Raw genomic sequence first — 13,347 nt, 5'->3', positions numbered from 1 at the left:
GCGGCGCTGACATCCGCCACGCTGAATAGATCGCTCATCAGTTCATCCACTTGATGGCATCGGACTCGCCGGTTTCATCGTTAGTCCCACAACCGCCGCGCTCTAGATAGCCCACACGCTCGTTCTCGGGAATATCGTGGGCGACTTCGTATTTCATCACCGCCTCGAGACACAGCTCGGTCTGCTCTTGGCTCAAGCGCTGTCCGTCCGGCCACTTACGCAGTGCGATCGCCTGTTTGAAGCTGTCGTACATGGCGGGTGTCATCTGCGCCACCATCTTGTCGAAGGTCATGTCACTCACTAATGCTCTCCTCTCGCGGCACGTCCACCGGCCCACCATCCGACGACCAGTCCGACCAACAGACCGCCCAGGTGCGCCTCGTTGGCGACGTTGCCGAATCCAAACAAGCCCGCCATGTCGGTCATCGTGAAGACCATCCAGGCAAGCATGAACACCACCAGCATCTGGGGCACGAAAAACCCGCTTCCCGGGGCCCGACGAGCCATCAGCCAGACATACCCCAGCAAGGCATAGTCGACCCCGGACATGCCGCCGAACAGCACGGTCCCCGTGGCGTATTGCGCCAGGTTGGAGACCAGCGCCGCCACGACGGCGAGTGAGATAAGGCGCACGGGGCCTTGCAGCGCCTCGACCTGGCGTCCGAAATACCATAGCCACAGCATGTTGAAGACCAGGTGCATCCAGCCGAAATGCATCAACGCCGGCGACACCAGGCGCCATACCTGACCGCTCGCCAGGGAATCGTCCAGGGTGCCGACCGTCAGGCGTCCAGACACAGCATCGACGGGCACGAAGGTCAGTGCGGCGACCACACGATCACCGAACAACGCCATCAAGGCGAAGACCGCCACACACAATGCCACCAAGGCAGCCGCCAGCGGTGCCTGAGTAAAGGCACTGCCGAGCATGCCAGACGAACGGCGTTTCGTGGCCTGGGCGGGACGCTCGGCCAACTCGCCACGATGCCATTGCTCGATCAAGTGCGCCGCCTCATCGCGCTGACGCGGATCGGCCAGCCATAGCACCTGAATCGCCTCCTCCTCGGTCACCTGATGGCCGATACGATGCGCCCACAAAGATCGACGCAGCGCGACGATATCCTGTTGAAGAGGCAATTCCAGCAGTTTGTACATGGGCGGGGTCCCTTTCAGTACTGCAAACGAACGCACAAAAGAAAAAGTCCGGCGGAGGGGGCCGCCGGACAAGAGCAAGGGATCATTCAAGGGAACACTTACTCTGACGACGCCCCACCGCGATGAGTTCCCGGCGCAACGAAATTTTTTTCAACTTTTTTCTGCCACTCACGCCAGCGCGATGTCAGGCGTCGGGGGCACCGATCCCTCACGCGCCACATCGACCCATACGAAGCGATTGGCATCCAGACGCTGTTCACCTTCCCAGCGATAGGCCACCAGACGCCCATATTTCACGGCACTGTAATCGAGACAGGCAATATTCGGCGCCGGCAACGCCGGCACCCCCTCGCACCAATAGTGGCCAATGAACAACGGCGGCTCCTCCGGTCCGTAATACGGCAGCCGCTGTCGCTCCTCCGCACTCAAGGGCTGATTCTCGAGATCGTCGGGAAGGTTATCGGGCTGGAAGACCACATCGCCATAGATCAGAGGATCGCGTGCCCAGAAATGGGCGCGGAAACTCGTGCGCGTGAAACCGTCACCGGAATAGATCCTTAGGCCCGCCGGCAGCGGCAGAGAGGGGCCCCGCGTCAGTCGATCCATGACACGAAAGGCGAAGGTACCCGGGCACGCCGAATCGTAAAAGAAATCCTCACTCATGCGCCCATCGGGACATTGCGCCAAAAATGGCGCGATGAGGTCACGGTCCCAGCAGGCATGCACAACCCGTAGCCCATCACGTTCGAGGCACAACGGCATCGTCATGAACCAGTCGAGATGGGACTGCCATTCTTGGGGGTGATCGCGAAACTGTGCCAACGTCTCATTGATGATGCGATTGTGGCGCGGCGAATGCTCACGCAGCCATTCCCCCGTCCAGTCCGGCGGCGACCGGCGACAATACGCCAAGGCATTGTATTCGTGATTGCCCATCACGATATCCGCCTCGCCCGCTTCGACCATGTCACGCGCGATATTCAGCGCCAGCCGAATGCGCGGGCCGCGATCGATCAAATCGCCCAGGAAGATCACTCGACGACGCGGATGACGATACACGCCCTCTCGATAGGAATACCCGAGCTTTTCCAGCAACACGGCCAGCGAGGCGCCACATCCGTGCACGTCGCCGATCAGATCGTAACCCTCGAGGTCTTTTCGAGCCAGCGTCATGTCACTCCCCCATCCGGCTGCTCCAGCCGAGCTTGGTGCGACAGGCCTCGAAATAGTTGTGACCATGCGGATGAAGGAGTGTCAGCCGTTCCCGTTTGCGGCGCACGACCAGGCGGTCGCCGGGCTTGGAAACCACCTGGGTCTGGCCGTCACAACTGACATGCGGATACGCGTGATTGGTTTCGCCGATATGCACCGTGATCTCGCTGGCCGCATCGATGACGATCGGCCGACTCGACAACGTATGCGGAAACATCGGCACCAGCGTGATGGCCTCGAGCCGTGGATGCACGATCGGGCCGCCTCCCGACAAGGCATAAGCAGTAGAGCCGGTCGGCGTGGCGATGATCAACCCATCGCTGCGTTGGCTGTAGACGAACTGACCGTCGATGAACAGCTCGAACTCGATCATCCGCGCAGCCTTGCCGGGATGGATGACCACATCGTTGAGTCCCGATGCCGTACCGACCTGTTCGCCAGCGCGGAACACTTCCGCCTCCAACAGAAAACGACGCTCGCTCTCGAAGTGCCCATCGAGCACTTCGCCGATTCGCTCTTCGACTTCATCCGGCGAGATATCGGTCAAAAACCCCAATCGCCCTCGATTGATGCCCAATACCGGCGTACCCGTAGCACACAACTCCCGCGCAGCGCTCAACAGACTGCCATCACCGCCTACCACGATCGCCAAATCACAGCGCTCACCCAGTTGGCGACGGCTCGCTTCGGGATAACCATGATTGAGCAATACCGTGGCGGTGCGTTCCTCGATGATCACATCGAGCTGGCGAGCGCCGAGAAAGCGGAGCAACCGCTTGAGCGTCTCTACCGCGTTGGGGCTGCCTAATCGCCCGATCAGGCCAATGGTCTTGAATGGCTGCATGAAAGCGTCTCGTTGCCGGCGTCGCGGCCCGTCATTATGCGGACTGGCGAGCAGCGGAGCAAACCGCGCCCGACCGAAACGCTTGCAATATTAGTGGTCTTCGTTCATTGCCTGGGGTCGTTGTACTGATCCGACTCGGGCGTCTGCACGGGGTGCAACTCCCACCAGTAGAGATACAACGCCACGGGCGACGCGAAGATCGTATTCAAGATCATGAAGGTCACCAATGCTGCCTGCCCCTGTCCATCGACCTCGCCGTAATAGAGCATCATGAAGGCGATGCCAGCGACGCCCACAATCACGTTGATCACCAAGATAGCCGCAAAGAATTTGAATATCGCTTTAAGTTTACGCGACATTGGCTTCTTACTCATGGTATCGCTCCTTGCTGGATTTCATCTGTCGAGTGGTCCCCGCACTCCAGCTGCTGGGCAATCAGGCGCCCGAGAATTTCCATGCCGGTCTGCAAGCGCTCATCCCAGGGATGGCCATAGTTCAAACGCAGACAGTGGTGAAAACGCTCGTGCGAAGAAAAGATACTACCCGGCGCGATACTGATACCTTCGGCCAGCGCCATCTGGTGTAGCCGCGAAGTGTCCACACACTTCGGCAACTCGACCCATAAAAAATATCCTCCAGCGGGATATGTAGTCCGGGTACCTTCAGGGAAATGCGCCGTGATCGCTTGCAGCATACAGTTACGCTGCCATTCAAACCTGTGCCTAAGCGTTCTCAAATGCCGATCAAACCCGCTTCGTGACAGGTAAGCCGATAGCGCTACCTGAGCCGGCGCTGATGCCGATAGAGAAAGTGAAAGTTTGTCGCGCATGATGTGTTGGGTATAGCGCCCCCCTGCCACCCAGCCAACACGCCAGCCAGGTGCCAGACTTTTGGAAAATGAGCTGCAGTGCATGATCAAACCTTCCTGGTCGAAGGCTTTGGCAGGCAGCGGCCGGCGGCTATCGAAATAAAGCTCACCATAGACATCATCCTCGATCATCGGCAAAGCATAGCGTTGCAGTAGCGCGACAAGATCACGTTTCTTGTCTTCTGGCATCAGGCTACCCAACGGGTTCTGGAAGTTGGTCATCAACCAGCATGCCGCCGGCTTATACCGCTGTATCGCCCGTTCCATCGCCTCCAGGTCAATACCATCGCGTGGATGTGTCGATACCTCGATTGCCCGTAGGTGATTCCGCTCCAGCGCTTGGAGCGCCGCATAAAAGGTAGGGGACTCTACAATGACCGCATCCCCCGGCTGGGTGACGACCCCCAGGCAGATATTGAGCGCTTCCAGTGCGCCATTGGTCACCACGAGATCATCCGCATACACTCGCATACCATCCGCGTGATAGCGCAGTGAAATAGCATGACGCAGTTGAGCACTACCCGGGCTCAAATCATCCACCGTATGCCAGACACTCAGCTTGGGTAGCGTGGATGCCATGACCTGAGAAAGCCTCGGGATAGGATAGAGCTCAGGACTCGGCAGTGCAGACCCCAAAGGCACCAGATCGCGGCGCATAGTGGCGCCTAGCACCTGGAGAACACGGTCGCTGACATCGACATTGAATACACGCTCGTCAGGCGCGCTGGTCATCTCGATTTCCGGCGGACGGGTGCCTTCCGGCCCAACGACATAGAACCCTGAGCGGTCACGCGCCCGGATAAGTCCTTTGGCTTCCAATAGATAATACGCCTTGAAAACAGTCGTGGGACTGACATTACGGCTGATGCTGGCAGCACGAATCGAAGGCAGACGATCCCCGGCATGCAACGCACCGGAGAGAATTGAAGACTCAAGTGCTTCAGCCAGATGTTGATAACGCTTCATGTCCACCTCCGACAACACTCACTACCTGTTTAAACGCAACGGCAACGGGTTCGCATTGTCTTGCAACTGGAGATATTGTCAGGGGAATACCATGGAGAGTACAGATTCAGATAAGTATGAAAAAAGCATATCAGTTGACGACAAGCGCCTTACACATGACGACGAAATGACACAAACACTGCTCGATGCTGTCACGCCCGCACCGGAAGACGAATGGGCATCGTTTGACCACCCCTGGGTGCGTGATCTCGCTTGGCTATTGCATGCACCGGATATCATCGACAGCGATTACCCGGGCCGACCGACCCTCGAGGAGCTCGGGCTTGAAGACGCTTCGTGCAGAAAGGCTTGGCTGCATGCGCTCGACGCCGAGCCGCAACGGCTCGTGCCTTATATCGGCGCGACGCTACCGCGACGTCTGGGGCATTATCATGAGCGTCTCTGGCACGCCCTACTCGACCTTGCCCCCGCGACACGCCTACTGGCCACTAACATCGCGATTCAAGAGGCCAACCGCACTCTCGGTGAGCTGGATGTGATCTATGCCGATAGCCAGGGACGCCCTATCCACCTTGAACTGGCCATCAAGTATTATCTGGGCCTGTGCGAAGGCCCCGGTGACGAACGCAGCCCGGCACGCTGGATCGGCCCTGGCTGCGCCGACTCGCTGGCGCGCAAGCATGCCCATACCCGGCATCACCAGCTGCCCCTGGCTCATCATCCGCGCTCGATGGAACGCTTGAATGCCCTGGGTATCGACCCCAGATCACTTCGACAACGTGCAGCCATGCTCGGGGTCCTCTTTTACCCTTGGTCCGCCACCATAGCGGCGCCGCATACGGCGCGCACCACCGATGCGCATGGCGATTGGCTGGCATGGCAAGACTGGCCGATACTGCGTGACCACTTGCCGACGGGAACCCTGGGCGCCCCACTTCACAAGCCGCATTGGCTCGCGCTCCCCGGATACGAGTCCTATCGCTCGCTAGAGAAGATAGACGCTGCACTCGAGGCACACTTCACGGGCACCGGCACTCCACAGCAATATCATCTGCAAGCGCCCGACGGCACCCAGCGACGTTTTTTCATCGTGCCCGATGACTGGCCGCGAAGCCTGCCACTGCCACCTATTACGCCTAACATAGGGAGGGAATCCCACCATGCTAAGAATCGGAGAACTGGCTGAGCGTAGCGGCGTCAGCGTCGACACGTTGCGCTACTACGAAAAGGAAGGATTACTCCCGGACGCCCAACGCGGCGACAATGGCTACCGCTACTACGCTGCGGACAACCTTGAGCGCCTGCACTTCATCCTGCGCGCCAAGCGCCTAGGCTTTACCCTGGCCGACATCCGCGAGCTGCTCTCGCTGCAGGTCGACGCCGATGCGCACACCTGCGAAGAGGTCAAGCGTGTTGCCGAGGACAAGCTCGCCGCCATCGACGCACGCCTGGCGGAGCTGCATCACATGCGCCATGCGTTAGCCCACCTGACCGATGCCTGCTGCGGCGGCCCGCACGCGGCCACGCAATGTACGATCCTAACCGCCTTCGCCCACGGCAAGGCCGCCCCCGAGCCGCACCAGCACCAGCATGACGCCTGAAAATGCCTCTACGCGGCCGTCGCCCCACTCGGCGCATCGGCCAACTGCATGGGGGCGAAGCTCTGGGCTTGCGCCATGCGCCAGATACGCCCATAGAACGGGCGCTGACCGGGGTCTCGCAACAACTCGCCCGGTTCCAAAAATGGGTGCAGGTGAGAGAACAGTTTCACCTCGTTTTCCGAGACCCGGTGCACGAGGTGGTCCGGGGTAATCTGCCACGGACGCGTCAGCCCCGCCGCGGCGATCATTTCCGCCAGGGCATGCAGGGTATTGTGATGGAAGTGATATACCTGCTCGGCCTTGTCGCCGACCACCAACGCCTTCTGACGTAGCGGGTCCTGGGTAGCCACTCCCGTCGGGCAGCGGTTGGTATGGCAGCTTTGCGATTGAATACAGCCCAACGCAAACATGTAGCCGCGTGCAGCATTGACCCAATCGGCCCCCATGGCCATGACCCGCGCGATATCGAAAGCGCTGATGACCTTGCCGCTCGCTCCAAGGCGAATCTGCTCACGCAGCCCCACGCCAACCAGCGTGTTATGCACGAACAAGAGCCCTTCACGCAGTGGCGCCCCCAGATGATCGGAAAACTCTACCGGCGCCGCGCCCGTTCCCCCTTCACTGCCATCGACGACGATGAAATCGGGCACGATCTCGGTTTCGAGCATGGCCTTGACGATGGCCATGAATTGCCAGGGTTGGCCAAGACACAGCTTGAAGCCGACCGGCTTGCCGCCAGAAAGCTCACGCAATTGCGCGATGAAGTCGAGCATCTCGAGCGGCGTCGAGAACGCCGGATGGCTGGCCGGGGAGAGACAATCCTCGCCTTGGGGAATCTCCCGCGTCTGGGCGATTTCCGGGGTAATCTTGTCCGCCGGGAGCAGCCCCCCGTGTCCGGGCTTGGCGCCCTGGCTAAGCTTGACCTCGATCATCTTTACCTGCGCATCGCTGGCCTGCTCGGCGAAGCGCTTCGGGTCGAATTCGCCTTCCGGCGTACGACAGCCGAAATAACCACTACCTAGCTCCCAGATCAGATCACCGCCATGTTCGCGATGATACGGACTGATGCCCCCTTCCCCAGTGTCATGCGCGAAGCGTCCAAGCCGGGCGCCCTTGTTGAGGGCGCGAATCGCATTGGCGCTCAGTGCACCGAAGCTCATCGCCGAGATATTGAATAGCGAAATCTCATAAGGCTGGGTGCACTGATCGTTACCGATGGTCAGACGAAAATCATCCGGCTCCGCCACAGGCGCCGTTTCCATCGAATGACCAATGTACTCATAGGCATTGGCGTAGACGTCGCGCAACGTCCCGAAGGGCTTGGCGTCGTTATGCTGGCGCGCTCGCTGATAAACTAAGCCACGCTGCACATGGGAAAACGGCAGCTGCTCGGTATCGGCCTCGAAGAGGTACTGACGCAACTCTGGACGTAACGCCTGAAAGACATAACGCAAGTTGCCAATGACAGGGTAATTGCGACGTACCGCATATCCGCGCTGCGAGAGATCGGCAATACCCAAGAGGACCAGCGCGCCACTCACCAACGGCACCGGCCACCCACCATGCCACCGTATGGCCATGAGCGTCGTCACCAGCGTGACCACGCAGCACGCTATGAAAAAACCGTAACGCGATAACAAAGAATGCTTCATGAAGATGTCCTGAACGAAAGGCGTCATCACCATGAAAACACGAAACGTCGTCCGGGTTTAGAGCCGCCTGGCCCAACAGACGGCTGCAACGCTATCAAGCAATGCCGAGTGACGCCTGATGGCGCCGGCGCCACCAAGTATTGATCAGCAACGAGGCCAGCAATATGCCGCCACCCAATGCCAGGCGCGGCACATCCGCGTCGCGGTTCCAGATCAGCAGATTGACCAGCAACCCCGCGGGCACCAGCGCATTGTTCATGATCGCCAGCGTCCCAGCATCGACTCGACAAGCCCCCTTGTTCCAGAGAAAGTAACCAAGCCCCGACGCGACGACGCCCAACCATATCAGGACGCCCCACTGCAGCGAGGTCGTCGGCAACGCCGTGATATCGCCAAACAGCCAGAACGCCGGTAGTGCCACACACAATGCTCCCAGGTAGAACCAGCCGAAGACATGGCGATGCGCTACCTCCCGCGGCAAGCGCGGCGCCAAATGACGATAAGCGACCTGCCCCACGGCGAAGCATAGGTTCGAGCTCTGTACGACCAGGAACCCGGCCCAATAGGTGTCGCTGATGTCAGCGTAACGAATGACCGCCGCTCCGAGTACGGCAAGCGTAGCGGTGAGCAGATAGAATGGCGTGAAGCGCCCCTTGAGTATGTCATCGATCAAGGTGATATAAAGTGGCGTGAAGATCGTGAACAGCAAGACTTCCGGCACGCTCAACAGCAGAAACGATTGATAGAAACCGATATACATCGCGCCCAGCTGCACGGCGCCAATGGCCATCAGTCCCAGTACGTGCCCGAGTGGCATACGTCGCGGACGTAACCAGAACAGAAAGACCAGCGCCGCCAGCCCAATACGGGTGAGCACCGCGAAATAACTATCGACTTGGCCGGAGAGGTAGACGCCGATCAGGCTGAAGGAAAATGCCCAGAGCGTCGTCACGCCAATCAAATATCCCATGTATAGTTAACCTACGGATTTACAGAAGTTGACTGCCATTATACGCCTGTCACGCTTGTTGCCTAGTATTCACCGATTGAGCTTCACGTCTCGCTCGGGACATGCCTCCGAAGTGGCCTGGTCCGGTCAGGGTGCAGGAACCGTAGCGCCCGAGACACATACCGACTGGGTACGCTTCGTCGAACAAGGCCATTTTCTGCCCCAAGGTCAATCCCGCGAGGTAGCGTTTCGCAATGTCTATCGCTGGGACCTTCACCCTGAACATATCGCGCTCTATCACGAGCGCCGGGGCCCCGACGCTGCGGTCTGGCTATTCGATCTCGTCGCCGACTCCGCAACCACATTGACCAGCAAGTCGCCTCATCTCTGCGGTGCTGATACCTACCAGGCCCGGCTCACTTTTGAACCTCATGGTTTTCGACTCGAATGGCATATCGTGGGGCCTCGCAAGGATGAGCGACTCGTCTACCATTATCGGCAGCCAGACGATTAACGCAGCGCAGTGACGCATCCTCGTCGACAGCACTGGCCGGCATCGTAACAACGCGCTAGAATAGTTTGAGAACGCTGTTTTCAAACAGCACGAAAAGTAACGGAGGTCGCATGAAAGCACTACTTCCTTTAGCACTTATCGGGTCATTGGCACTCGCCGGATGTGCCAACACATCGCCTTATTCGGGCGATGTGTATCGCAGCGGGCAAGCCGAAACCGCGCAGTCGGTGACTTACGGCACCATCACGTCGGTGCGTCAGGTGCAGATTCAGGCCGGCGATCAGAACGAAGGCATTCTGGGTGGCCTAGGCGGCGCCGTGCTGGGTGGCTTGCTCGGTAACCAAGTCGGTGGCGGGTCCGGGCGTACCATCGCCACCGCAGCCGGGGCCATCGGGGGCAGCGTCGCCGGCAGCAAGGTCGAAGATGCCGCCAATCGTACCAAAGCCTGGGAGATAGAAATCCGGCGCGATAGCGGCGACTCCGTCGTCGTGGTCCAGAAAGCTGACCGCAACTGGCAAGTAGGACAAAAAGTACGCATGGTGGGCAGTGGAGCCAACCTGAGTGTCGCACCTTATTGATCGCCCATAAGCGATAGCCAAGCAGGCAATGTGCCGCCCGAGTGTTTTTACGACCCGGGCGGCATTAGCAGGGCCAAATTTTCCTATCCGACGTCGCTTACATACGCTATCGTATGTGACGTGATACGCCACGGATAGGAAAATCGTCTCATGAACCCAGGACGCTCGCTCGCTTACCTCGCCTCGACCCTCGCCTTTGCGGCCTTTTCCAGTCCCGTACTGGCTGATGGAATGCTCACGCTCAAGAGCGAAAATGACCTGTTTGCCAGCGGTGACGACGGGCATTATACCAATGGGTTGGAAGTAGACTGGTCATTCACGCCCGACGAAAGACATTGGACACGACGCCTCGCCGACATCGTGCCCGGCTGGTCGGGCGCAGAACTCGATGGCGTGGCTTATCGCGCCGGTCAGCAGATCTACACACCCAACGACATCGACCGCTCGGACCTCGTCGAGAACGACCGCCCCTATGCGGGTCTGCTTTATGCCGGCGTATCACTCTTCGATGATCGGCAATACAACGGTTGGCGCCAGTCCGACGATCTTCACTTCGACGCCGGCATCGTGGGACCGGCATCGGGCGGGAAAGCCGTGCAGAAGAACTTTCACCACCTCATCGGCAGCGACGAACCCAACGGCTGGTCGCATCAGCTTCACAACGAACCAGTGCTGAACGTGACCTACAAGCGCAGCTGGTGGCTGCAAGACTCGCTCGGCAACCTGGACGTGGAGTACGGCCCCAACGCCGGCTTTGCCCTCGGCAACCTGTATACGTATGCCGCGAGCGGCGTAGGCCTGCGTATTGGCGATAACCTACAAAATAGCGCCGGCATGCCTGCCGTAGCCCCCGCCCAAAGCGGCAGAAGCCATTTCACACCCGGCCAGGGCTTCGGCTGGTATGCGTTTGCTAGCCTCGAGGGCCGCTTCATGGCTCATAACCTGCTGCTGGATGGCAATACCTTTGAGGACAGCCACTCAGTGGACAGCCGGCAATGGGTCGGCGATGCGCTAGCCGGTATCGCCTTGACGTGGGATAGCTGGCAGCTCACCTATACCAGCGTCTGGCGAACCGATGAATTCGAAGCCCAAGACGAAAATGACCAATTCGGTTCATTGACGCTTTCGCTATGGCTGTGACCTCCCCCAACGACAATGCCCCGCATCGGCGGGGCATTGATCTAGCGCAGAACAGCTTTCTGTCAATGTAACTTGACGCGGCGCATCAGCCAGCATCCTACGCGCTTGGCGATCCAGTAAAACAGCGCCAGGATGATCAACGTCAATAACATCGAGATCGGGTTGACGATGAAGGTGGCGCCCAACACCGCCAAGGCAATACTCCACACCCAACGATCGTCACCGCCCAGCTGCAACGCCGCCGGAATGCGGCGCATGATCATCTTTCCGAGAGAGCCGTCCCACGCACGAAGCGCCAGGAAAAGAATCACGGCGAAAGCGATCAGCCAGATCAGCGTTACGGTCATGTTGGCCTCCTGATAGGCAACGTCGGTAATCTTTCAATTGCACCAATGTCGGCAGGGTACCGTCACCCCCATCACCGCGCAACCGGCGCGACGCCCTGACGCAGGGCGCTGCTCAAGAGACCGTTCGGCGGTGAATTCGTTCCCGATGCACCTTGAAGTGTCGTCATGCAACTCAAGGGGGATATGAAAACCCCGAGAGGCCCCTGACACACTTGGGTGAGCGCGTTACCATGGGTGGCGACATACACCCAGAAAGGTCTTCAACATGCAGATTGCCCAGAATTCCGTGGTCTCCTTCCACTACACCCTTACCAATAACGAGGGTGAAGTGCTGGACAGCTCGGAAGGCCGCGATCCTCTGACTTACCTGCACGGCGCGGGCAACATCATTCCAGGGCTGGAAAAAGAACTGGAAGGCCGTCAGAGCGGCGAGAACCTCAAAGTCACCGTCGAGCCGGCAGAAGGCTACGGTGAAACACAGCCCGGCCTGATGCAAGAAGTGCCGCGCGATGCCTTCCAGGGCGTCGACGACATTCAACCGGGCATGCAGTTCCAAGCGCAGACCCAAGGCGGGCCGCTCATGGTCACGGTCACTCAGGTCGAAGGTGACACCGTCACCGTCGATGGTAACCATCCGCTGGCCGGTCAGACCTTGAACTTCGATGTCGAGATCGCTGAAGTGCGTGAAGCTTCCGAAGAAGAAGCCGAACACGGTCACGTACACGGTGAAGGCGAGCAAGAACAGGAGCACTAAGACGCTCCTTCGCAACACCTGACGTGAAAACGGGCGGCCTGCGGGCCGCCCGTTTCATGTCTAGGCCCCGCCTATTCTGGCTCGCCTTTCGATGAATCAGCGCCTTTCTCGAACAAGCCCTCGGATGCCCCTTCAGCCTTGACCAAGGCACGGTAGCCTCCCCCGACGCGCGTCGCTGTCGTGAGCAGGCAGGCCAACGCGAAGAAGACCGCCCACCAGGGAAAATAGGCCGGCCATAAGCAGAACACGACGAAAGCAATGATCGTCTCGGTGCCTTCGGTCAAGCCATCCAGGTAATAAAACGCCTTGTGCTCAAAGTGTGGACGCTCCAAACCATGACGTGTCGCGGCGATCGCAAAGGCCAGAAACGATGCGCCTGTCCCCATGAATGCAAAGAGCAAAAAGGCCGCGGGCAAGGCGTTTTGCACCGGGTCGGCAAGTGCGAACCCCAATACCACGGCGGCATAGAAAACGAAGTCTAAAACAATATCGAGAAAACCACCGGCATCGCTTTGACATTGCAGATGACGCGCCAAGGCGCCGTCCAGGCCGTCACACATGCGGTTGAGGACAATCGCCACCAACGCCAGACCATAGGCTTGATAAGCCAATAACGGCAACGCCAGCATGCCGATTGCAAAACCGCCCACCGTCAATTGTGTCGGTGTTACGCCGCGACGTCCCAAGCCGGTGGCACAGCGTGTCAGTACCGGCGCGACCCAGGCATTCGTCCATTTATCCAGCATTCGGGCTCCCGCTATTTTTCG

At 59.1% G+C, this 13,347-nt stretch carries 16 protein-coding genes; 6 read left to right on the top strand and 10 right to left on the bottom strand.

Annotation, left to right across the window (positions count from 1 at the left end; translation table 11 throughout):
- Positions 1–37: 37 nt before the first annotated feature.
- The 6 genes from OP494_RS02470 to OP494_RS02445 all read right to left on the bottom strand — a co-directional run bounded on the left by OP494_RS02470 (position 38) and on the right by OP494_RS02445 (position 5,045).
- Positions 38–301, bottom strand: a complete 264-nt coding sequence (locus tag OP494_RS02470; protein WP_075367834.1) for a DUF1315 family protein — start codon at positions 299–301, stop codon at positions 38–40.
- Positions 301–1,155: a rhomboid family intramembrane serine protease gene (locus OP494_RS02465; protein WP_075367833.1), complete on the bottom strand. Its 855-nt coding sequence runs from the start codon at positions 1,153–1,155 to the stop codon at positions 301–303. Before OP494_RS02465 ends, OP494_RS02470 begins: the two co-directional genes overlap by 1 nt.
- Positions 1,156–1,323: 168 nt before the next feature.
- The gene (locus OP494_RS02460) at positions 1,324–2,328 is read right to left on the bottom strand and encodes a metallophosphoesterase (RefSeq protein ID WP_040243951.1); all 1,005 of its coding nucleotides are present in this window, start codon (positions 2,326–2,328) and stop codon (positions 1,324–1,326) included.
- Between the two features lies 1 nt (position 2,329).
- Positions 2,330–3,211: an NAD(+) kinase gene (locus tag OP494_RS02455; protein ID WP_246939352.1), complete on the bottom strand. Its 882-nt coding sequence runs from the start codon at positions 3,209–3,211 to the stop codon at positions 2,330–2,332.
- A gap of 104 nt (positions 3,212–3,315) precedes the next feature.
- A complete protein-coding gene (locus OP494_RS02450) occupies positions 3,316–3,585 on the bottom strand; it encodes a hypothetical protein (RefSeq protein ID WP_075367830.1) in 270 nt (89 codons plus the stop codon).
- Entirely contained in the window at positions 3,582–5,045 is a 1,464-nt protein-coding gene (locus OP494_RS02445) for a PLP-dependent aminotransferase family protein (protein ID WP_280539141.1), read from the bottom strand. The genes OP494_RS02450 and OP494_RS02445 overlap by 4 nt, the downstream gene beginning before the upstream one ends.
- 166 nt (positions 5,046–5,211) lie before the next feature.
- Between OP494_RS02445 and OP494_RS02440 the strand changes: the two genes are divergently transcribed.
- Entirely contained in the window at positions 5,212–6,231 is a 1,020-nt protein-coding gene (locus OP494_RS02440) for a DUF1853 family protein (protein ID WP_280539140.1), read from the top strand.
- Positions 6,206–6,646 (top strand): Zn(2+)-responsive transcriptional regulator, encoded by a 441-nt coding sequence (gene zntR / locus OP494_RS02435; RefSeq protein ID WP_246893757.1) that lies wholly within the window; start codon positions 6,206–6,208, stop codon positions 6,644–6,646. Before OP494_RS02440 ends, zntR begins: the two co-directional genes overlap by 26 nt.
- A gap of 8 nt (positions 6,647–6,654) precedes the next feature.
- Here zntR and OP494_RS02430 read toward each other — a convergent pair whose 3' ends face one another.
- Positions 6,655–8,298 carry an FMN-binding glutamate synthase family protein gene (locus tag OP494_RS02430; protein ID WP_075367856.1) on the bottom strand — a complete coding sequence of 548 codons (1,644 nt, stop codon included), beginning with the start codon at positions 8,296–8,298 and terminating at the stop codon, positions 6,655–6,657.
- Positions 8,299–8,392: 94 nt separating this feature from the next.
- Positions 8,393–9,268 (bottom strand): carboxylate/amino acid/amine transporter, encoded by an 876-nt coding sequence (locus OP494_RS02425; protein WP_040243958.1) that lies wholly within the window; start codon positions 9,266–9,268, stop codon positions 8,393–8,395.
- 28 nt (positions 9,269–9,296) lie between these two features.
- Between OP494_RS02425 and OP494_RS02420 the strand changes: the two genes are divergently transcribed.
- The 3 genes from OP494_RS02420 to OP494_RS02410 all read left to right on the top strand — a co-directional run bounded on the left by OP494_RS02420 (position 9,297) and on the right by OP494_RS02410 (position 11,479).
- Positions 9,297–9,761 (top strand): DUF6314 family protein, encoded by a 465-nt coding sequence (locus tag OP494_RS02420; RefSeq protein ID WP_040243959.1) that lies wholly within the window; start codon positions 9,297–9,299, stop codon positions 9,759–9,761.
- 110 nt (positions 9,762–9,871) lie between these two features.
- Positions 9,872–10,339, top strand: a complete 468-nt coding sequence (locus OP494_RS02415; RefSeq protein ID WP_040243961.1) for a glycine zipper 2TM domain-containing protein — start codon at positions 9,872–9,874, stop codon at positions 10,337–10,339.
- 150 nt (positions 10,340–10,489) lie between these two features.
- The gene (locus tag OP494_RS02410; RefSeq protein ID WP_040243963.1) at positions 10,490–11,479 is read left to right on the top strand and encodes a lipid A deacylase LpxR family protein; all 990 of its coding nucleotides are present in this window, start codon (positions 10,490–10,492) and stop codon (positions 11,477–11,479) included.
- Positions 11,480–11,541: 62 nt separating this feature from the next.
- On the opposite strand, the gene OP494_RS02405 is transcribed toward OP494_RS02410, so the two are convergent.
- Positions 11,542–11,826: a hypothetical protein gene (locus OP494_RS02405; RefSeq protein WP_247619819.1), complete on the bottom strand. Its 285-nt coding sequence runs from the start codon at positions 11,824–11,826 to the stop codon at positions 11,542–11,544.
- Between the two features lie 265 nt (positions 11,827–12,091).
- Here OP494_RS02405 and OP494_RS02400 point away from each other — a divergent pair, with 265 nt between their 5' ends.
- Positions 12,092–12,580, top strand: a complete 489-nt coding sequence (locus tag OP494_RS02400; protein ID WP_178999494.1) for a peptidylprolyl isomerase — start codon at positions 12,092–12,094, stop codon at positions 12,578–12,580.
- 71 nt (positions 12,581–12,651) lie between these two features.
- Here the strand turns inward: OP494_RS02400 and OP494_RS02395 are convergent, their stop codons facing one another.
- Positions 12,652–13,326: a CDP-alcohol phosphatidyltransferase family protein gene (locus OP494_RS02395; protein WP_280539138.1), complete on the bottom strand. Its 675-nt coding sequence runs from the start codon at positions 13,324–13,326 to the stop codon at positions 12,652–12,654.
- Positions 13,327–13,347 lie beyond the last annotated feature (21 nt).

Source organism: Chromohalobacter sp. 11-W, assembly GCF_029889905.1.
In the GTDB taxonomy this organism is placed as follows: Bacteria; Pseudomonadota; Gammaproteobacteria; order Pseudomonadales; family Halomonadaceae; genus Chromohalobacter.
Note: the sequence above shows the minus strand (reverse complement) of the source record. Positions and strands in the feature narration are given on the sequence as shown.